This is a genomic window from Pantoea sp. PNT03, assembly GCF_014852515.1.
Classification (GTDB): domain Bacteria; phylum Pseudomonadota; class Gammaproteobacteria; order Enterobacterales; family Enterobacteriaceae; genus Pantoea; species Pantoea leporis.
In genome coordinates, this window is record NZ_JACVBT010000002.1 from 653,707 (window position 1) to 673,901 (window position 20,195).

Sequence of the window (20,195 nt, forward strand, 5' to 3'; positions counted from 1 at the left end):
TTACGGGCTGGAAAGCCGTCGCCGGTCACTTTAAGGTAAGACTTTCACTCACAACGGGAAAATTGACCATGCGTATTCTGGTAGTGGGCGCTGGCGCCACTGGCGGCTATTTTGGTGCACGTCTGGCGCAAGCAGGACGTGATGTGACTTTTCTGGTGCGCGAGCGCCGTTTTCAACAGTTGCAGCAAACCGGTCTGGTGCTGAAAACGCCCGGCGGCAGCGAATTGATTCAGCCGCAGTTGGCGCAGGCCGGTTCGCTTGATGGCCATTACGATCTGATTATCTTGACGGTGAAAAGCTTCGCGCTGGATCAGGCGATGAATGACATCGCGCCCGCCGTCGGTCCGGACACGCTGATCATGCCGATCCTCAACGGCATGCGGCATATCGATACGCTGCGCGCGCGTTTTGGCGACAAGGTGATTGGCGGCTTGTGCAAAATCAACGCCACGCTGGGAGAAAATGGCGAAGTGATGCAGATGACACCGCTGCATATTCTCTATTACGGCGCGCTGGACGGTCACAACGATGCGCGTTTGCAGCGCGTGGATGAAGCGCTGCGCGCGGCGCAGTTTGATACGGTGTTTGCCGACAACATCATCAGCGAGCTGTGGGAAAAATGGTTGCTGCTCAGCACGCTGGGTGCGGTGTGTTGTATCGCGCGTGGCAATACGCAACAGGTGCTGACGTCACAAGGTGGCGAAGCGCTGCTGCAAGGCGTTTTTGGCGAAGTGTTGGCGGTGCTGAGTGCGGAAGGTTATCAGCAGCGTCCGGCGGTGACGGCGAAGATTTATGAGACGCTGAACAATCCTCAAGCGGCGATGACCTCGTCAATGTACCGCGATTTAACCCAAGGCTTTGAGATTGAGGCCGATCAGGTGATTGGCGATCTGCTGGTGCGCGGCGCACGCAGCGGCGTAGTAACGCCGTTGCTGAACGCGGTGTATGTCAATTTGCAGGTGTATGTGCAGAACCGATAACGTTGGTCGCCATTCATGGCGACCGAAACATCACAACCGTGACTGCACGCCGGGCAACTGCTTCAGGCGTTGCCAACCGGCTTCCACCGCTTCTGGCACCTCGACGTGGCCGAGGAAACCTTTTCCGCGCGGCCCGTAACCGTTTTCATCGTCGCGCAGGCGCTGGATTTCACCCATCAGCAGCGACAGAAAACGCTCCATCGACCATAACCCTTGCGGCGGCGCACCGATGATGCGCAGCATGCCCGCGTCCATCATCACCTGCGGCACAAATACCGGCCAGCTGATAAATTCCGGTGCATCCGCACGATCGCGCCATTGATAGCGGAAGGTTTCCCAGGTGCGACGCTGCATCAGCGGATCCTGCACCAGCAGCACGCGCTGCGGCTGCCAGCTGTGCTCATCCAGTAGCTTTTGGCTGAAGGCGGCGTTTTCCCCGCAGTTGCGTGAGGCGGTTTCCAGCAGTAGCAAATCGTCCGGCAGCGCGGCAAATACGCGGGCGACATCGCCCAGCAACTCGGCTTCGCTTTTGCCTTTGCTGTCGATTTGGCGATACAGCGGATGTGCGGCGAGCATCTCCACCAGCAGCGAGGTTGAGTGACCGGTGCCGCCGCTGATCAATAACGGCAGCTGATACTTTTTCGCCACGGCAATCACCGCTTCCACGTTCGGCAGGACCGCGTGACCAGCGAGAATGGCTAAATCGATGTCGAGCGTGCCATCTTGTGGCATCTGATCCAGCGCCAGCCAGGCCGCCAGGGTGTTGATATCCTGAATCTGATGGTTATTGAGCTGCATCCGGTTCTCCTCTTTTTACCTTTGGCAGTGTAGCGGCTTAAGTGCGTGTCGGCAGGGAAAAATTTGCTACACTCGCAGCTCAATCTTCAGGAGAGATTCATGACTGCGCGCTCCGTAACCCTCGACGATGTTGCTCATCTGGCTGGGGTTTCTTATCAAACCGTTTCCCGCGTTCTCAACCATTCCGAACAGGTTTCGCCACGCACCCGCGCCAAAGTAGAAGCCGCGATGCAGCAGCTCAACTATGTGCCGAATCGCGTGGCGCAGCAGCTGGCGGGCAAAAACGCCCGCACGCTGGGTCTCGCCACCAGCGATTTAGCCTTGATGGCGCCCGCGCAGATCGCTTCGGCGATTCAGCAACGGGCGGCGGCGCAGGGTTATCATCTGGTGATCGCCATGGCGAATCCCGATAATGCGCCGCAGGATACAGTGAATGAACTGCTGGCGCAGCGCGTGGATGCGCTACTCATTAACCTGCCGCTCAATGCGGCGCAGGCTGCGCAGATTCAGCAACAGTGCGACAACAAGCCGGTGCTGTTTCTCGATGTGGAGCGCAGCGCTGAAGTGGCGCAGTGCCAGTATCAGAGCGAATCCGGGGCGCAGCAGGCGGTCGATCATCTGGTGGCGCTCGGCCATCGCCAGATTGGCGTGTTAAATGGACCGGCAAGTTCTGCCTCGGCGCGCGCGCGTTTCGCCGCGTGGCAACAGGCGCTGGCGGCGCATCAGCTCAAGCCATTCTGCGTGCTGAGCGGTGACTGGAGCGCGGCATCGGGTTATCAGGCGCTGCTGGCGCGGTTGCCCAACACTCTGCCGCAAGCGCTGCTGGTGGCTAACGATCAAATGGCGCTCGGCGCGATGCGCGCGCTGCATCAGCACGGCGTGAAGATCCCGGCGGAGATTTCGCTGATTGGCTACGACGATACCGCGGAAAGCGCGTGGTATCAGCCGCCATTAACCACCGTGCGTCAGGATTTGCAGCAGTTGGGCGCGGTAAGCGTTGATCGCTTGCTGGCGCAGCTGGAAGGCGACGATGTGGCAGAGAAGACGCTGGAAACCGAGTTAGTGTTGCGGGAAACCACCGCGACGCCGCAGCAAGATGAGGTGGATGTGGCGGAGATTGCGCAACAGTTGCAGATTTTGGCGCGCAAGTTAAAGCGCACCTCATAGATAGGTTAGGTGCGCAGATTTGCGCACCTGGTCGTAATTACCCGAGTGCGAGCTTTACGGCGTCTTCTGCGTGAATCAAGGTGGTATCGAACAGCGGCACGCTGGCATCTTCCCCTTTTACCAGCAAGGTGATTTCGGTGCAGCCGAGAATGATCGCCTCTGCGCCCTGCTCCACCAGCTCAGCAATAATCTTGCGGTATTGCGCGCGAGATTCATCGCGGATCACGCCAAGACAGAGTTCCTGATAAATGATGTCGTGCACCACTTTACGACCGGCTGCATCGGGAACCAAAACGTCGATCTCCGACTGATGAAGTCGGCCTTTGTAGAATTCCTGCTCCATGGTGAACGCCGTTGCTAGCAAGCCGACTTTTTTTACGCCCGCCTGACGAATGCGCTGTGCGGTGGCATCGGCGATATGCAGCAGCGGAATGCTGACCGCATCAGTGATCTGCTGCGCGACTTTGTGCATGGTGTTAGTACAGAGCACAATGAAATCCGCGCCGCCCTTTTCCAGACTGAGCGCCGCTTCTGCCAGGATCTCGCCGGCTTTTTGCCACTCGCCAGCGGCCTGTAGCTTTTCAATTTCGTGGAAATCGACGCTGTACATCAGGCTGCGCGCGGAGTGCAAACCGCCCAGCTGCTGCTTCACCTGCTCATTGATAATTCGGTAATAGAGCGCGGTGGATTCCCAGCTCATTCCGCCAATCAAACCGATCATTTTCATCTGCTTAACTCCGTTTTAAACATGCTGCTCAGCACTGTAAGCGAAAAAGAAAAACTGCGCGATAAATCGCGCCGCTACCGAAACGCGCAATGTTCGTGTAGCGGCGCAATTTATTGCGCAAACTTTTCCGGCCAGCGCGCTGCAGGAAACAACGATAAGCGAATATTGAACAGGTGGAACATTGGCGCAAACAGCGTGTTCTCCTGCAACGCTGCCGCTTCCAGCCGCAGCAACAGCGTATTCAATTCCGCTAACAATTCCGGCTGCGGCGTGGTTTGCAGCGATTTTAACCGACGCTTAAGGAACTGGCTCAGCTCATGGAACATCGCCGCGCTTTCGATGTGATGCGCCAGCAGCAGTTCACGATGACGCGTGTAATAGTCGTAGCAGTTTGCGCCCAGCCAGGCTTCGGCAATCAGATTGCCGCCGGAGACCAACTCTGGCACCGGATCGACACGCTTACGCGGCAGAATAATGTTGACCTTATCCAGCGTGCGCGAAACAAACTGCTGACGCGCGGTCAGTGTGACGCTGTTGAGGCGCACCGTGGCGATAAACTGCAGCAGCTCGCGGATACCTTTGCGCACCGCGCGTTTGGCGGTCCACGACGGGCGCTTGTTGCGGATCAGCGCCGTGATTACCACCGCGAAGGTAATGCCCACCAGCGTCGAAAGAATAGCGTTCACTATAAGCTGTAGATCGGGCTTGAAGTTATGGCTCATGCCAATCAGCCCGGGAATCTGCGTGGCGACAATCAGGCCAATCAGGTTGGTTGACGGATTGGCGATAACCAATCCCAGCGCCAGCAAGCCCGGCGCAAGGCAAATCACCAGCGCTTCGAAGGTCACCGCCTGCGGAATCAGTAAGGTGATATACAGCAGGCTGATCACCACAGAAATCAGCACCCCTTTCAGGAACAGCTTCATCGGCGCAATCGGGCTGTCCATGCCGGCAAAGAAGGAGCACAGCACCGCCGCCATCATCGGTGCGGTGGCACCATCCACCCAGCCGCTGCCGATCCAAAATACGCAGGTAACGAAGGTGGCAATAAACGCGGTAAATGACGACAGCAGCAACAAACCCTTATCGACGTGTTTGTGCGCGCGCGCCATTTTTCCGGCTTTAACCGCGGGCGTCCATTCACTGACCCGCTCGCTCACGCTTTGGTAGGCATCAACGATGCGCACAAAGTTGAGTAGGCGCTCCAGCAATCCGCTCAGCAAAATGCTCTCTTCACTGTTTAGCCTGCCCTGTTGCCACGCCCGTTTCAGCTGATCTTGCGCGTGGCTGAGCTGGTCGCGCACCGGCAGCTGATCTTCACCATTTAGCCACAGCAAAAATTGCTGAAACACCTCGGCGATAAAGTCGGGGAAACGGATTTGCTGCTGCGCCAGCAAATTGAGGCGCGATTCGATTGCCGTCAGCGTGGGGATGAAATAGGAGAGATGCTGATACTGCACGCTGACTAAACGCACCAGACGCCGTGCAGCATCGCCTTCATACACGCAGTGCGTGATGAGCGTTTCGACGTTAAGCGGATAGTTGGCCATCTGAATCAGGATATCTTCGCGCTCCACCGACTTCTCTGCGGGCATCGCCGTGACCAGTTCACTGCACAGCTTGCGCGCGTTCTGATACCACAGGTTCACGCTCTGCTCTAACAGATTGCGCATCGAGACCGGCCACAGCAGGCGATGCACCAGGCTGCTGCAGACGATGGCGACGGTGATCTCCTCAACACGCGAGATCACCGTGTAAGTGATGGCCGAGGGCGACACCACATCGGGAAAACCCATGATCGCCGCGCTGTAGCCCGCCAGCATAAACACATAGCTTTTCGGCGTGCGGTCATGCAGCGAAAGATAGAGACAAACCGCGACCCAAAGGGAGATGCACAGGCTGAACAGCAGCGGATCCTGCACCGTGGCGGGGTAGATCAGTAGCGTAAACAAGCCGCCCAGCAGGGTGCCGAAGAAACGGAAAACCGATTTCGATACCGTCGATCCCGAATAGAGCTGCGAGGCAACGTACACTGTAGTCAGTGACCAGGCCGGTTTATCGAGATTGAGTTCCAGAGCAATGTAAAAAGCCAGAAAGGCAGCAAGACAGGTTTTGGCAGAAAACAGCATTGCGCTTCGTGAAAACCACTTCATAGAACGGGTAAAACCTTATGCAGGCAGCGGAATGGCTTATCCTGACAGAAGCTTTTGGCAATGGCATTTTGATTTGTTATACAAATTATTACCGTGCTAATTATATGGGCATCTATGGAAATGGCGGACGCGCTTGCTCATTACAGTGAATGATCCAGAACACATAGATAATAGTTATAAGCGATCGAAATTAGTTATTTATTGGTTATATAAGGGCTTTGCTAAGGTGGCAAAAAACCACGTGAGAATCATCATGAAAGCAAAACTTCCTGTCCTGAGCGCTTTAGCTCTCAGCTTTGGCCTGCTCTCCACGCACGCTTTCGCCGCTAACCCAGAAACCGTCACCATCGGCTATCAAAAAGCCAACATCTTTGCCCTGCTTAAATATCGCGGCACGCTGGATGAAACCTTTAAGAAGGAAGGTATCGCTATCCGCTGGGTGGAGTTCCCGGCGGGCCCGCAGATGCTGGAAGGCTTAAACGTTGGCAGCATTGATTTGGCGGCAACCGGCGATGCGCCACCGGCCTTCGCGCAGGCAGCGAAAGCCGATTTGATCTATCTCGGTCATTCACCGGCTAACCCAAAAACCGAAGCCATCGTGGTGCCGAAAGATTCCGCCATTAAAAGCGTGGCGGATTTGAAAGGTAAACGTGTCGGTCTGAACAAAGGCTCTGACGTTAACTATCTGCTGGTGAAAGCGCTGGAAGATGCTGGGCTTAACTACAAAGATGTGACGCCGGTGTATCTGCCGCCCGCCGATGCACGCGCGGCTTTCCAGAAAGGCGCGATTGATGCGTGGGTGATTTGGGATCCGTACCTTGCCGAAGTGGAAGCCAATGCCGGTGCGCGTGAAATCCGCAATGCGGAAGGATTAGTGCCACATTACACCTTCTATCTCGCCAGCCGTCCGTTCGCGGAAGGTCATCCTGATACTGCGAAACAGGTTGTCGATGAGTTGAGCAAACTCAGCGATTGGGCCAACAAGAACCCGGATGACGCGGCAGCGATTCTGTCGAAATCAACCGGCCTGGATAAAGCCATCTGGCAAACCACCATTAAACGTCTGCCTTACGGCGCGTCACGCATGTCGCCGCAGGTGTTTGATGAGCAGCAGGCGTTAGCGGATACCTTTACGCGCGTGGGACTGTTGCCGGTGAAAGTGGATGTGCGCAGCGCGACCTGGTCGCTGGATAAGAAGTAAGTCATTACCAACAACCAGGTCGTCATGAATAGCGACCTTGCATGCCCGGTGCGCATTTATGCGCACCGGGTTTTATCAGCCCTCGCCTCTGCCAATCTGCCAAATCCCCGTCGGTGCGGTGCCATTCACTTTCCAGTCGCCGATATCACGCGCTTTGTACACCACCGGATTATGTGACGACAGGGTGCGCGCGTTGCGCCAGTGACGATCCAGCGCTTTGCTGACGCGCGTATCCGATGCGCCCAGTGCGTTAAACAGCTCGGTGGCGGCGCGCGTCACCCATTCGCTGGCAATCACCTGCGCCTGCCCCGCTTCGGCTTCGGCCAGCACATTCGCGGCGGCAATTTGCGCTTCATCGTTGCTGACGTGGGCAACATATGCTGATTGCAGTGAATGTGTCGCGCGGATCACCGTGGCTTCCACCGCAAACGCCAGGCTGGTGATTTGCCCGATCACCTGCAGAATCTGCGCATCCTGACGCGCAACACCGCCGTTGCCGTGACTGTAAACCCGATTTCGCGCCGCCACCGCCTGCGCACCGTCGCGCGCCACCGCACGGCCAATTCCCGCCAGCGTGGCCAGCAAGACATGCTGATAGAAGGCGGTTTGATAACGGAAGCGGGTGGCGAAATCGTAGACGTGTTCCTGCTCGACATGGGCGTTAGCGAAACGCGTGGTGCCGCTGCCGGTTAAGCGCTGGCCAAAGCCGTCCCAGTCGTCCTCACGCGTCACCCCGGGTTGGTAAGTGTTCACCAGAGCGATAACGTCGCCCTGATTGTCATTGCGGCGCGCATAGACATCAATCCAGTCGGCGAACAGCGTGCCGGTGCTGTAAAACTTCTCGCCGCTCAGCGTCCAGCCGCTTTCGCCTGGCGTGACGCGCGTGATGACATCGCCGAGTTTTACCGTGCCAATTTCCGTCCAGCCGCTGCCCACCAGCTCGCCATCAATAAAACGGCCAAACCAGCGATCGCGTTCCGCGCTATCCGGCTGATTCAATCGATCTTCGACAAAAGCGAAATGCGCGCGCAGCGCCTGCGGCAGATTCGAGTCGGCTTCTGCCAGCTCGGTTAACAGCTGGAACAGCTGCGGCAGCGATGCGCCCCAACCGCCCTTCTCTTGCGGAATGCGCACCGTGCCGAATCCCGCCTCTTTCAGCCAGCTAATCGGTTGATGCGGCAAAGTACGTTCCCGCTCGCGTGCTACCGTTCCTTCAGCGATGCGCGCGAAAATCGGCCGGAAGTGCGCCGCCAGCGCCTCATAATCGGTGCCTGTTGCCAGTAAACTCATGGTGACTCCTGATGTGAAAGATCGTCGATGTCATGCAGCGTGGGCTCGTGGCGCACCGCCAGCAGGAAGAAGATTGGGATGATCGCTGCCAGCGAAACCACCCAAAACATGTTGGTGCCGAGCGCGGCCTGCAGAAGCGGCAGGATGAACAGCGCTAACGCGCTACCGATGCCGGAAAGCGCGCGGCTAAAGCCCACGCCGGTAGCGCGAATCGAGGTTGGATAGGAAAGCGCTGGATAGACCATCAGCTGCGCGCCCGGCCCGAAGCCCTCGGCAAACAGCCACAAGCCGAGCATCAAAACTGCAAAGACGATTCCGGCGATGGCTTGCGGATGACCAATTAACGCCAGCGCGATCAGCGCAAAGAATTGCAGGGCAAAGCCAGCGATGGCGACGTGGCGCGACGGATATTTCCACGCCAGACGCATGCCAAGCAGGCCGCCGGTAAAGGCGAACAGCGCGTTGAGTCCCAGCGATGCCGAGATGGTTTCAAACACGCCCGCGCCGAGGAACTGCGCCAGAATCGACGGCAGGAAGAAGGCAATGGCGGTGTATTCAAACGAGATACAGATGTTCATCACGCCCGCGACGATGGTGCGTTCGCGCCACGGCTTCTCAAACAGCACGCGGAAACTCACTTTCGGTGCCGCAGCAGCCGGCGGCGCTTCGTGTTCCGCTTCGTGGGCGTGAATGCCGTAGGAATCACGCAGGATGCGCACCGCTGATTTCAGGTCGCCCTGATTCGCCGCCCACAGTGGCGATTCGTTCATAAATTTGCTGCGCACCGCGATGATCAGCAGAGCCGGCACCGCACCGAACAGCAGCGACGCGCGCCACAGCCAGTCAAGATGCTCTTTCGGCAGCAGGAAGTAGAGCGCGAAGATCAGCAGGAAGCACAGCGTTGACGCGGCGTACCACATCGGACACCAGGCTGCGAGTCGGGATGCCTTGTTGCCTTTACCAGCGAATTTGGAGAACTCCGCCAGATATGACATCGCCACCGGCAAATCGATGCCGACGCCCACGCCCATCAGGAAGCGCGCGCCAATCAGCACCCACACGTTCGGCGCTAACCCCGCCGCAATCGCTGAAACCACAAAGAACAGCATGTCGGCCATGAACACCGAATAGCGGCCATATTTATCCGTCAGCCACCCGCCCACCAGATTGCCGACGATGGTGCCAACCATAATTGAGGAAGTGACTAAGCCGGTGAGCAGCGGCGAGAGCTGAAACTCGCGCACCACATCATCGATGCCGTACGACAGCGTGGTGAGATCGTAAGCGTCGAGGAACACGCCGCCGAGCGCGAGGAACACAATCATGCGCGCGTAGTTGTCATTTTTGGTGCGAGTGTTGATCAGCCTTGCCACATCACTGACCGAACGTACCGGTTCGGAAACCGGAATGGTGTTTTCTAAAGGAAGAGAACTCATAACGCCTCACGTTGTTGTTTTGTAGTGCAGGTGAGGTTGTTATAAGCGTTTTTCTGGCTGCGCCAAAACAACAATTCTTGATATTAATTTACATTAAAATCAATTAGATAAATGGTTTTTAGCCAACACAAAAACCCGGGCGCGCCTGACGCGTCCGGGTGTTCAAACAACAACAATTTATTCGGCTGAGACCGGCACCAACACGCCTTTTACCAGCGGATCGTCGGTGGTCTTCAACCACTGCTGGACGCGCGGATCGGAGAAGGCTTTTTTCAGCTTCTCAATGTTTTCCTGGTCCAGATAAGGCGTGCCAATCACCAGCTGTGAGGCGAAAGTGCGCGGCGCAGGCGGGAAGAGAATGCCTTTTTCGCGCGGCACTTTACCGGCATCAAATTGCGAAACGTAACCAATCGCCGCATCCACCGAGTTGAGCGCACGCGGCATGGTCAGCAAATCGAGCTCTTTAAACACGAAACCGTGCGGATTGCCGACAATGTTCTTCAGTTTGGCCGTGCGCGGCTCGACGTTGGGATCGAGCGTGATTAAACCCTGACGCGCCAGCAACCATAATGCCTGGCCCTGATTGGCGCCATCATCCGGCACCACGATGGTCGCGCCCTGCGGCAGATCCGCTACCGATGTGTAGCGATCGGAGTAGATGCCAAACGCCCACTGGAACAGCGGCAGCGTTGAGGTGAGCGCAAAACCGTTGGCATCCACCACTTGCTTTAGCCACCACTGATGCTGATATATGGTGGCGGCATACTGCCCTTCCGCTACCGCGCGGTCGGCTTGCACCGGATCCTGCACGCCAACCGCCTCCAGCTTCAGGCCGTAATCGGGCGCGATGTGCTCGCCAACGTATTCAATCAGCTTCTGCTCGCCCGCCATCGCCGGTTCAAAATGCACCTTCAGCGTGGTGCCAAAGACCACCGCCTGCGCCTGTTGGCTGCGCCAGAACCAGCCGCCTGCTGCAAGTAAAACGACCACTATAATCAGTAGCAGCCACGGCCAGCGGCGGGTTTTACGCAGCTCGAAATCTTGTGTTGTCATAACGATGTCCCCTGAGGATGGCGTAATGCGGTGACCAAACGGTCGCCGAGAAATTGAATGGTTTGAATTAAGGCGATCAGCACCACGATGGTGGCGATCATGATGTGATTATCGAAGCGCTGATAACCGTACACCACCGCCAGATAGCCGATACCGCCCGCGCCGATGGTGCCGGCAATGGCGGAGTACTCAATCATTGAGATCAGGTTGAGCGTCACTGCCGCCACAATCGCCGGCAGCGCTTCGCTAAGTTGTGCCGAGCGGATGATCTGCCAGCGCGAACCGCCGCACACCAAGCCCACCGCCGTGACTTCACCGGGCAGCTCACGCAGCGCGTTGTCCACCAAACGGCCAAAGAACGGAATACCCGCGGCGATCATCGGCACAACGGCGGCAGGAATGCCGATGGTGGTGCCGGTAAGCCAGAAGGTGAACGGAATGATGGCCGCCATCAGCACCAGAAACGGCAGCGAACGGCCCATGTTGACGATCCAGCTCAACACTCTATTAATTCCGCGATGCGGAAACAGACCGCGCACCGAGGTGTTGAACAGCACCACGCCGACGATGCCGCCAAACGTGATCACGAACAGCATCACGATCGCCACCATCAATGCGGTTTCGCCCAGAGCGGGCAACATCAGCGCCGGGATGTCTGGCCACGGCGTATCCTGACTCATCACTGATACGCTCATACCGCCTCCCGCAATAGCAGCACGCTGCCGGAAACGCTGGCAACTAAGCCCAGCTGTTCCAGCTGCGATAGCAAACGCGCCAGCGGCACGCGTTCCTGTTGATAGTGAATGCCCACCTTGAGGCGGCCAGCTTGCAGACCATTCACCTGCTCAACGTGCGCGCCGAGCAGATCAATACGCAGACCAAACTGCTGGCTGAGGCGCGAAATCCAGTCGCTGGCGACTGGCACATCGGTGCGATAACTCAGCTGCAACACCAGTTCGGCATCGCCCGCCTGCGCCGCCAGCGGGAACAGGCGCTGTCCCAATAGCGAATCGGGTTGCGCCAGCAGCTCTTTCACCACGCCGTACTGCACGATTTGGCCGTCGCGAATTTCCGCTACCGCATCTGCCGCCTGACGCACCGCGTCCATTTCATGGGTGATCAGCACAATCGCCAGCTTGTAGTCATCACGCAGTTTTTTCAGCAGGTCGAGCACGGTGACGGTGGCTTCGGGATCGAGCCCTGAAGTGGCTTCATCCGCCAGCAACACCGACGGGCGCAATGCCAGCGCACGCGCGATACCAATACGCTGCCGCTGACCACCAGAAAGCTGTCCCGGATAGGCTTTGGCTTTGTGGCTGAGGCCGACGCTATCGAGCAATTCGCCCACGCGCGCGGCGATATCGCGATCCACTACGCCAAGATAGTGCAGCGGCAAGGCGATATTCTCCCACGCGGTTTTGCGTTGCAGCAGCGCGGAAGACTGGAACACGGTACCAATTGAGCGACGCGCCTGACGTAGCGCTTCGCCATCCAGACGTGAGAGATCGCTGCCGTTTACACGGATGCTGCCGGCGCTCGGTTGTTCCAGCAGGCTGATGCACTTTGCCAGCGTCGATTTACCCGCGCCGCTGGGCCCAACTACCGCGGTGATGTTGGCTTGCGGTACTTGCAGGCTGATGGATTTCAGCACCTCGGTGATGCGGCCGTCGGGCGCGCGATAGTGTTTGCTAAGCTGATCTATTTCGATCATGAGACCTCCTGCGGCGTGGAGGATTTAACGCGATAGCCCGCGCCCGGATGCGGTGCTTGCAGCTGCGGGCCGGCGGAGAATAACTTCTCGCGCAACGTGCCCTGCGCGTACTCTTTTTTGTAGACGCCGCGCTTTTGCAGCTCCGGGATCAGCAGCTCCACCACATCTTCAAAGGTTTCATGGGTCAGTGCGTAGGCGAAGTTGAAGCCATCTACGTCGGTCTCTTCAACCCAGCTTTGCAACTCATCCGCGATGGTTTCCGCGCTGCCGACAATCAGCGGACCAAAACCGCCGATGCCGACCCAATCCGCCAGTGCTTTTACCGTCCACTGACGTTCGGGATCGGCGGTGGAGAAAGTTTCGACCGCCGATTGAATGGCATTGGTGTGGATATATTTCAGCACCTGATCCGGCTGATACTGGCCGAAGTCGATACCGGTCCAGCCTGATACCAGTGCCAGCGCGCCTTCGTAGCTGACCCAACTGGTGTACTCTTTCCATTTCGCCTGCGCCGCCAGATCGGTTTCGCCAACAATCACGGTTTGCAGATTGAAGATTTTGATGCTGTAAGGATCGCGCCCCGCTTCCGCCGCGCGGCGGCGAATATCGGCGACGGTTTTCTTCAGCAGCACTTTCGACGGCGCGGCAACAAATACGCATTCGGCATGTTCTGCGGCAAACTGTTTGCCACGACTCGATGCGCCCGCCTGATACAGCACCGGCGTGCGCTGCGGTGATGGTTCGCACAGGTGAATGCCCGGCACGTTGAAGAAGGTGCCCTGATGATTGATGGGATGGATTTTACGCGGGTCGCTGAAGATACGGCGTTCGCGGTCACGCAATACTGCATCCTGCTCCCAGCTGCCTTCCAGCAGCTTGTACACAACTTGCAGATACTCGTCGGCGTAATCGTAGCGGCTGTCGTGATCGGTCTGGGTTTTGTGCCCAATGTTGCGCGCCCCGCTCTCCAGATACGAGGTGACGATGTTCCAGCCGATGCGGCCTTTGGTCAGGTGATCGAGCGTGGATAAGCGGCGCGCAAACGGATAGGGATGCTCAAACGACAGCGACGCCGTAAGACCAAAGCCGAGGTGTTCGGTCACCAGCGCCATTGGCGTAATCAGCGCTAACGGATCGTTGACCGGCACCTGCGTCGCCTGGCGGATCGCCGCATCGCCGTTGCCGTTGAGTACATCGTAAACGCCGAGCACGTCGGCGATAAACAGGCCGTCAAATTTGCCGCGCTCCAGCAGGCGCGCCAAATCGACCCAATACTCCAGATCTTTATATTGCCAGGAACGGTCACGCGGATGCGCCCACAGGCCCGGCGACTGGTGTCCGACACAGTTCATATCAAATGCATTCAAGCGAATTTCACGTTGCGATGGCATAGCAATCTCCATAGCGAGGCCGTGATCGTGTTACGACCCGGCGTTCGTCAGTTAATTTTTAGGATGTTGAGAGATTAAAGCGCTGAAGGGGGACATCGCTCGGCGGGAGCGATTTGCAGTTCTTGTAAAATATGTTTCGCCACAGCGGCGGCGTGATCGGCAACCTGCGGCAAACCCATCAGTTCACCGAAGCGTGCACGCGCAGCGGGACCGACGACAAACAGGCGCGCATTGGGCTGGCCGGTAACATTGAGCGTGTGCGACTGGCTGTCGACATCAATACCAAAACCGAGCAGGTCAGCACGGATTAGCCCTTGCTGGCTGAGCGACTGCAGCAGCGGCTGGCTGGCAGTTAAGGCTTCATGGCCGGGACCGGTTGTGACAATCAGATGATCGAGGCGGTGGATTTCGCTGGCGCCCTCGCGCGTGCGTAGCGTGATTTGCAGTTGGTTGCCGACATCGGAGATTTCGCTAAGGCGCGCGGCCAGCACCTTCAAACTGCCCTGCTGACGTCGTGCGCTGATCACCGCTGACACCTGCGGCGCGATGCGATAGCGATGCACATCCCACCACGAGCGCAAATGACGGACAAAACGTTGCTGCTCGCGCAGCGGCAGCGATTGCCAGATATCCTGACCTTGCACGCGCACCTGATCGAGCACGCGCTGCCACGGCAAATCCTGCTCAGCGGCACGCGCGACTTCGGCACGAATATGTCGCAGCCACAGACGTGCGCTGGACGCTTGCTGCGGGGCTAACATCCATTCGGGCCATTCACCGCTCAGGTTGTCGCGCGAGAGCTGTCCACGGCGTGAGAAGGCGATTAACGGGCCACGATGCTGTCGGGTGCCCAATGAAGCCACCACGTCCGCCATGCTCAGGCCGGTACCGATAATCGCCACCGAGGATTGAGGATCGATGGCGTTTAATACGCCGTGCTGCCACGGATTGGCAATCAGCGCCGGATGCGCCGAGAACGGTTGCAGCGCACGCGGCAACGATGGTGGCGGATGACTGATCGCTAACGCCAGTACATCACCCCGCAACGTTTCGCCGTTGCTGAGCAACAGCTGCTCGCCTTCCCAGGCTACGGCGCTGGCCTGAACATGGCGCAGCGTGACATGCGGATACGCCTGCGCAGCTTGCGCAAACTGTTCTGCCAGATAGCGACCGAACAGGCTGCGCTGCGGATAAACTGCGCCGTCTTCACAGTGCGCTACTGAGTCCAGTGAACATTCCGGCTGTTGGCGATACCAGCGGTCAAACGCGCCCTGCTCTTCACCGCTTAACTGCATGCGCGAAGCGGGTACGTTGATGCGGTGCGCAGGCTCCTGCGTGGAATAGGCAACGCCGCCGCCGAGGTTGGCGCGCGGTTCGACCACTGTAATCAGTAATCTGCTCGATGAGGTTCGTGCGAGATGAATCGCCAACGCTGTGCCGCTAAAGCCACCGCCAACAATGATTACCCGTGCCATTGCCTTCTCCTGCATTAGCTGGCGCTCGTCTGTTTTGACGGACGCTTATCGCCGCCAATGGTTTCACCAAACGGGCCGGTGTTAATGGTGCGTTCACGCTGCTGCTGTGCGTTAGCCAGCGGTAGCAGCGGCAACAGTAATTCGGCCACGCGATGCGCTTCTTCCAGATGCGGATAACCGGACAGAATGAAGTTGGTGACACCCAGCGCCTGATATTCGCGGATACGCTCAGCCACCTGCTCCGGGCTGCCGACCAGCGCAGTGCCCGCGCCACCGCGCACCAGACCCACACCCGCCCACAGATTTGGCGAGATATAGAGGTTGTCGCGCGAGCCGTTGTGCAACGCGCTCATTCGTGCCTGACCGGCGGAATCCATACGCGCAAAGATTTTCTGCGCCTGCGCGATGGTCTCTTCATCAAGATGACCAATCAACTTGTCTGCCGCCGCTTTGGCTTCTTCTTCGGTCTCGCGCACAATCACGTGCAAACGAATGCCGTATTCCAGCTTACGTCCGCGCTGTTCCGCACGTGCGCGCACCACTTCCAGCTTCTCAGCAACCTGCGCTGGCGGCTCGCCCCAGGTGAGATAGGTATCGATCTGTTCCGCTGCTACATCAATCGCCGCCTCCGATGAACCACCAAAATAGAGTGGGAGACCCTTTTCCTGCACCGGCGGGAACAGCACTTCCGCGCCTTCAACGTGAATGTGTTTGCCTTCGTAATCCACTTTCTCACCGCGCATCAGACGGCTGTAGACGTCGAGGAACTCTTTGGTGACTTCATAACGTTCACTGTGGTTGAGAAAAATGCCGTCGCCTTTGTTCTCAATCGGATCGCCGCCGGTCACCACGTTAATCAATAAACGCCCTTCAGACAGACGATCAAGCGTGGTCGCCATGCGGGCTGCCAGCGTTGGCGGCTGCAAGCCAGGACGCACCGCAACTAAATAGCGCAGACGTTTGGTGATCGGCGCTAACGCCGAGGCCACCAGCCAGGAATCTTCACAGCTTTTGCCGGTAGGAATTAATACGCCGTAGAAGCCAAGATTGTCGGCGGCGAGCGCCACTTGCTGCAAGTAGGGTAAATCGACCGGGCGTCCGCCTTGCGTGGTGCCGAGATAGCGTCCATCACCGTGCGTCGGTAAAAACCAGAAGACATTAATTTTATCGTTCGCGGAATCGGCCATTATGCTTTTCCTATATAACTTTATTAAAAAATGATCATTTTGAACTGCTTATTTGGTTATATAGCTGTTAGCAGAAAGCGTGCCAGGTTGTTAACTGGCGCGAATCGCCGTATTTCAGGCGGTTAGCCTTGTCGCCGTCAACCAAAACAGTTGCATTTGCGACTCTGGCGCAACAGCTATTGCTGCATATGCAACTGCTTATGCTTTTTATATGGTGTTAATAGTCAGCGTGAGCATTTAGGTTAACGATATGCTCGTTACAGGACTCAATATCATGTTAACCACCTATAACCACACCGATTCACCGCGCTTAGTCGATCCCGCTTCTCTGGCGTTTCAATCGCTGCTGGATAAGTTCGCGCCCACAGATGCCACCGTGCTGATTGTCGGCGAAACCGGTACAGGTAAAGAAGTGGTGGCGCGCTATCTGCATCATCACAGCCAGCGACGTCACGGCCCTTTCCTCGCGGTTAACTGCGGCGCACTGACGGAAAGCCTGGCTGAAGCCGAATTGTTCGGCCATGAGAAAGGCGCTTTTACCGGTGCGACGCAGTCACATCCCGGCTGGTTTGAATCAGCGCAAGGCGGCACCTTGCTGCTGGATGAGATTGGCGAGCTCAGTCCTTCACTGCAGGTTAAATTGCTGCGTGTGCTGCAGGAGCGTGAGATTACGCGCGTGGGCTCGCGTAAAGCGATCAAAGTGGATGTGCGAGTTATCGCAGCTACGCATGTGGATTTGGCGCAGGCGATTCGTGAACGACGCTTCCGCGAAGATCTGTTCTATCGCCTGAATATTGCGGTGGTGCCATTACCGCCGCTGCGTCAGCGCCGTGAAGACATTCCGCTGCTGGCGCAACACTTCCTCGCCCTCTACGCACGACGTTTAGGGCGCCCGGCACGGCGTCTTTCTCCTGATGCGCTTGAAGCGCTGCGCGAATACAGCTGGCCCGGCAATATCCGTGAACTGGAGAACACGCTGCATAACGCCGTATTGCTAAGCCGCGAAGAGACGCTGGCGCCCGCACAGCTACGACTTGCTGGTTACAGTGAACAAGGTTTTAGCGAGTCAAACGATTCAACGCTCGACAGTTTTCTTCAGCAGCAGCTAACCAGTCAGCCGCAACAACTGTTTGATCGCGTTATCAGCAGCCTGATTAGCAACGCGCTGTCGATGACAGATCACAATCAAACCCAGGCTGCGGCGCTATTGGGTATCAGCCGCCACACATTGCGCACGCATCTGGCGAATCAGGGAATGATTAAAGGACGGCGAAAAGCGCCGGTAACTACGTCGACATCTCATACACACGGGACGCAGGAGCGTGAGCTGCGCATTGGCTACCAGAAGTTTGGCAATCTCGGGGTGTTAAAAGCCCGTCAGAGCCTCGAACACTGTTTCGCTCAGCAAGGCATTAGCGTGTTGTGGAGTGAGTTTCCCGCCGGGCCACAGCTGCTGTATGCGCTGCAAAACAACGAAATCGATTTTGGTACGACCGGTGAAGTACCCCCGATCTTCGCCCAGGCAAGTGGCAATGCGGTGACTTATATTGCCTGGGAGCCGCCAGCGCCGAGCAGCGTTGGCATTGTGGTGCCTCATGACAGCGATATTCGCACCATCAACGATCTGCGCGGTAAGCGCATATCGGTTAATAAAGGCTCGAACGTTCACTGGCTACTGCTGCAGCTACTGGAGGAAGCGGGCATTGGTCTGGATGAACTCAAAGTGGTGTATACGCCGCCGAAATATCCGCTCACCGCCAGTGATTATCTTTCGGTTGATGCCTGGATGATGTGGGATCCGTTGCTCAGCGCTGCGGAGAGCAATCCCGAACTGCGGGTTTTGGTTAATGGTGAAGGGCGCGTACATAATCATCAGTTCTATCTGGCGCGGCGTGATTACGTTGAACAGCACGATGACATCCTCAGACAGCTGGTGGAGAGTTTGCAACAAACGGGTTTGTTCATCGATAGCCATCGCCAAGAAGCGTCAATGTTATTGGCTCAGGAGCTTGGATTGGAAATCGCATCAGTTGAACGTGCCTTGACTCGCCGCAGCCACAAAACACGTGCGATGGCCTTCGAAGTAATCAAAGAGCAGCAGACCATCGCCGATCGCTTTTATGCGTTGGGGCTGATTAATAAACCGGTGCGCGTGCGCGATGCGGTCTGGCAATTTTCATCAGCTTTAACGTTAATTGAGTAAGGTGAGTCTTGAAAGTTATCCACGTTTTCTGTGGATAAATCATTGAATATCATCTGGCTAATCTCGCCTATGGATTTTTGAGGGTGGCTGAAACTAAAAGTTAATTGGCGATTTCAGCCTGAAATTTTAGCTAAAAATCCTTAAATTTCATAACAATAGAGATGAAATCGATTAGGCGAGCAGATGACATTTCACTCGCTGGCTGGACGGCAATTCTGCTGTTGCTGGCTGTTGTCGCTTTCGCGCACAGCTGGTTAAATTGGCTGCAGTCAGTTAATCGGTATTGGTGATTTATTAATGGATACCTTGAGCTGCTGGCTAAAACAGTGGCGATTTCAGGCTGAAATTTCCGCGGCGATAAGCTATATTTCATACAGTTAGCGATGAAATTGCGCTGGCGAGGCATTGAGAAGGGCATAAAAAAACCGCCCGGAGGCGGCATTTCAATTACTGATTAAGATACTTATTGAGCGTCTCGTTAATCACTTTATCCAACTCTTCCTGCAACTCTTTTGACTGGCGATTAAACTCGTAGCTGAACATGCGTCCGCGCGTTTTCTTACGCGCAAAGCGGTCTTTATCGGCGAAACTCCACAATGGCGTCGCCACGGTTTTATCTTTTGCCGGTGACTGAATCAGCGTCTGGCTGCCGTTACGCACTAAACGCAGAATGCCATTCTTCACTTCGTCTTCGGCCAATCCATCGCGCGCGCATACGGTATCAACATCCATGCCGATAGTATCGATCAGGGCATCAACCGTTTGTCCGGTTTCCTGCAGCTTCTCATACGCCTGCAGCAGCGATTTATAATCAGGATAGGTCAGCTCTGAATGATTCGGGAACAGCGTTACCAGCTCAAGCGGCACGCTTGCCGCTTGCAATGCACGCGTTACCTTGGCCTGCGATAAGCCTTCGCTTTGCGCAATCTCTCTCTGCGACAATCCACTCTCTTTAAGCGATAGCAGACGCATGCCCACTTCGCGCAAATTGTGCTCGCGCGCGGTCTGAATATCCTGGGCTAAACGACGCGCTTCTTCCGCCGAGATAGCCACGTCTGTAACCAACACATCAAGCCCAGTTTTGCAGTGCAGAGCCGCTGCACGACGGCGTGAACCATCGAGAATCTCAATGCGATCGTCACGCTTTACGCCAATCGCCGGGAAAAACTGCTGCAATTTGATGGTGCGAATGATGTCGCGCAGCGATTCTGGCGTCAGGCCAGACTGATCGCGGCCGTTGGTTTCCATCTTCACGAAGGTTTTCTCTTCGATTTCCTTCGCTGGGATGTGCTCCAGCGTGAACAGGGCGCGTTTACCCGTCGCCAGAATAAATGTCTGAGAATGGCCATCGGCGCTTTCCTCAGTCTGCAATGGTGTCTGGCTGAAGGTTCGGCCAATAGTGATTCTTTTTGCGCTCATAGTA

Annotated in this window: 16 protein-coding genes; 4 read left to right on the top strand and 12 right to left on the bottom strand. The window is 56.7% G+C overall.

Annotation, left to right across the window (positions count from 1 at the left end; genetic code table 11):
- Positions 1-68: 68 nt before the first annotated feature.
- Positions 69-980: a ketopantoate reductase family protein gene (locus tag IB226_RS11025; RefSeq protein WP_192235386.1), complete on the top strand. Its 912-nt coding sequence runs from the start codon at positions 69-71 to the stop codon at positions 978-980.
- Positions 981-1,010: 30 nt separating this feature from the next.
- On the opposite strand, the gene IB226_RS11030 is transcribed toward IB226_RS11025, so the two are convergent.
- The gene (locus IB226_RS11030; RefSeq protein WP_137387139.1) at positions 1,011-1,778 is read right to left on the bottom strand and encodes a YdcF family protein; all 768 of its coding nucleotides are present in this window, start codon (positions 1,776-1,778) and stop codon (positions 1,011-1,013) included.
- Between the two features lie 99 nt (positions 1,779-1,877).
- On the opposite strand from IB226_RS11030, the gene IB226_RS11035 reads away from it, so the two are divergent.
- Entirely contained in the window at positions 1,878-2,945 is a 1,068-nt protein-coding gene (locus IB226_RS11035) for a LacI family DNA-binding transcriptional regulator (RefSeq protein ID WP_192235389.1), read from the top strand.
- 37 nt (positions 2,946-2,982) lie between these two features.
- On the opposite strand, the gene IB226_RS11040 is transcribed toward IB226_RS11035, so the two are convergent.
- A complete protein-coding gene (locus IB226_RS11040) occupies positions 2,983-3,672 on the bottom strand; it encodes an aspartate/glutamate racemase family protein (RefSeq protein WP_192235391.1) in 690 nt (229 codons plus the stop codon).
- A gap of 110 nt (positions 3,673-3,782) precedes the next feature.
- On the bottom strand, positions 3,783-5,825 hold the full coding sequence (locus IB226_RS11045; protein WP_192235393.1) for an FUSC family protein: 2,043 nt from the start codon (positions 5,823-5,825) through the stop codon (positions 3,783-3,785).
- A gap of 253 nt (positions 5,826-6,078) precedes the next feature.
- Here IB226_RS11045 and IB226_RS11050 point away from each other — a divergent pair, with 253 nt between their 5' ends.
- Positions 6,079-7,026, top strand: coding sequence for a sulfonate ABC transporter substrate-binding protein (locus tag IB226_RS11050; RefSeq protein ID WP_101761175.1), 948 nt, complete (start codon positions 6,079-6,081; stop codon positions 7,024-7,026).
- Between the two features lie 75 nt (positions 7,027-7,101).
- Here IB226_RS11050 and IB226_RS11055 read toward each other — a convergent pair whose 3' ends face one another.
- The 8 genes from IB226_RS11055 to ssuD all read right to left on the bottom strand — a co-directional run bounded on the left by IB226_RS11055 (position 7,102) and on the right by ssuD (position 16,569).
- On the bottom strand, positions 7,102-8,316 hold the full coding sequence (locus IB226_RS11055) for an acyl-CoA dehydrogenase family protein (RefSeq protein WP_192235395.1): 1,215 nt from the start codon (positions 8,314-8,316) through the stop codon (positions 7,102-7,104).
- On the bottom strand, positions 8,313-9,752 hold the full coding sequence (locus IB226_RS11060) for an MFS transporter (protein ID WP_192235397.1): 1,440 nt from the start codon (positions 9,750-9,752) through the stop codon (positions 8,313-8,315). The genes IB226_RS11055 and IB226_RS11060 overlap by 4 nt, the downstream gene beginning before the upstream one ends.
- 177 nt (positions 9,753-9,929) lie before the next feature.
- Positions 9,930-10,805 (bottom strand): MetQ/NlpA family ABC transporter substrate-binding protein, encoded by an 876-nt coding sequence (locus tag IB226_RS11065; RefSeq protein ID WP_110867053.1) that lies wholly within the window; start codon positions 10,803-10,805, stop codon positions 9,930-9,932.
- Complete coding sequence (locus tag IB226_RS11070) at positions 10,802-11,500, bottom strand: methionine ABC transporter permease (RefSeq protein ID WP_192235399.1); 699 nt, start codon at positions 11,498-11,500, stop codon at positions 10,802-10,804. The genes IB226_RS11065 and IB226_RS11070 overlap by 4 nt, the downstream gene beginning before the upstream one ends.
- Entirely contained in the window at positions 11,497-12,516 is a 1,020-nt protein-coding gene (locus IB226_RS11075) for a methionine ABC transporter ATP-binding protein (RefSeq protein ID WP_192235401.1), read from the bottom strand. The genes IB226_RS11070 and IB226_RS11075 overlap by 4 nt, the downstream gene beginning before the upstream one ends.
- The gene (locus IB226_RS11080) at positions 12,513-13,907 is read right to left on the bottom strand and encodes an LLM class flavin-dependent oxidoreductase (RefSeq protein ID WP_192235403.1); all 1,395 of its coding nucleotides are present in this window, start codon (positions 13,905-13,907) and stop codon (positions 12,513-12,515) included. The genes IB226_RS11075 and IB226_RS11080 overlap by 4 nt, the downstream gene beginning before the upstream one ends.
- Positions 13,908-13,981: 74 nt before the next feature.
- Positions 13,982-15,382 (bottom strand): FAD/NAD(P)-binding protein, encoded by a 1,401-nt coding sequence (locus tag IB226_RS11085; protein ID WP_370579550.1) that lies wholly within the window; start codon positions 15,380-15,382, stop codon positions 13,982-13,984.
- A gap of 14 nt (positions 15,383-15,396) precedes the next feature.
- Positions 15,397-16,569, bottom strand: coding sequence for an FMNH2-dependent alkanesulfonate monooxygenase (gene ssuD, locus IB226_RS11090; protein WP_192235407.1), 1,173 nt, complete (start codon positions 16,567-16,569; stop codon positions 15,397-15,399).
- Between the two features lie 274 nt (positions 16,570-16,843).
- On the opposite strand from ssuD, the gene IB226_RS11095 reads away from it, so the two are divergent.
- Positions 16,844-18,772, top strand: a complete 1,929-nt coding sequence (locus tag IB226_RS11095; RefSeq protein ID WP_192235409.1) for a sigma-54-dependent Fis family transcriptional regulator — start codon at positions 16,844-16,846, stop codon at positions 18,770-18,772.
- Between the two features lie 447 nt (positions 18,773-19,219).
- Here IB226_RS11095 and IB226_RS11100 read toward each other — a convergent pair whose 3' ends face one another.
- A complete protein-coding gene (locus tag IB226_RS11100; RefSeq protein WP_192235411.1) occupies positions 19,220-20,191 on the bottom strand; it encodes a ParB family protein in 972 nt (323 codons plus the stop codon).
- Between the last annotated feature and the right edge of the window lie 4 nt (positions 20,192-20,195).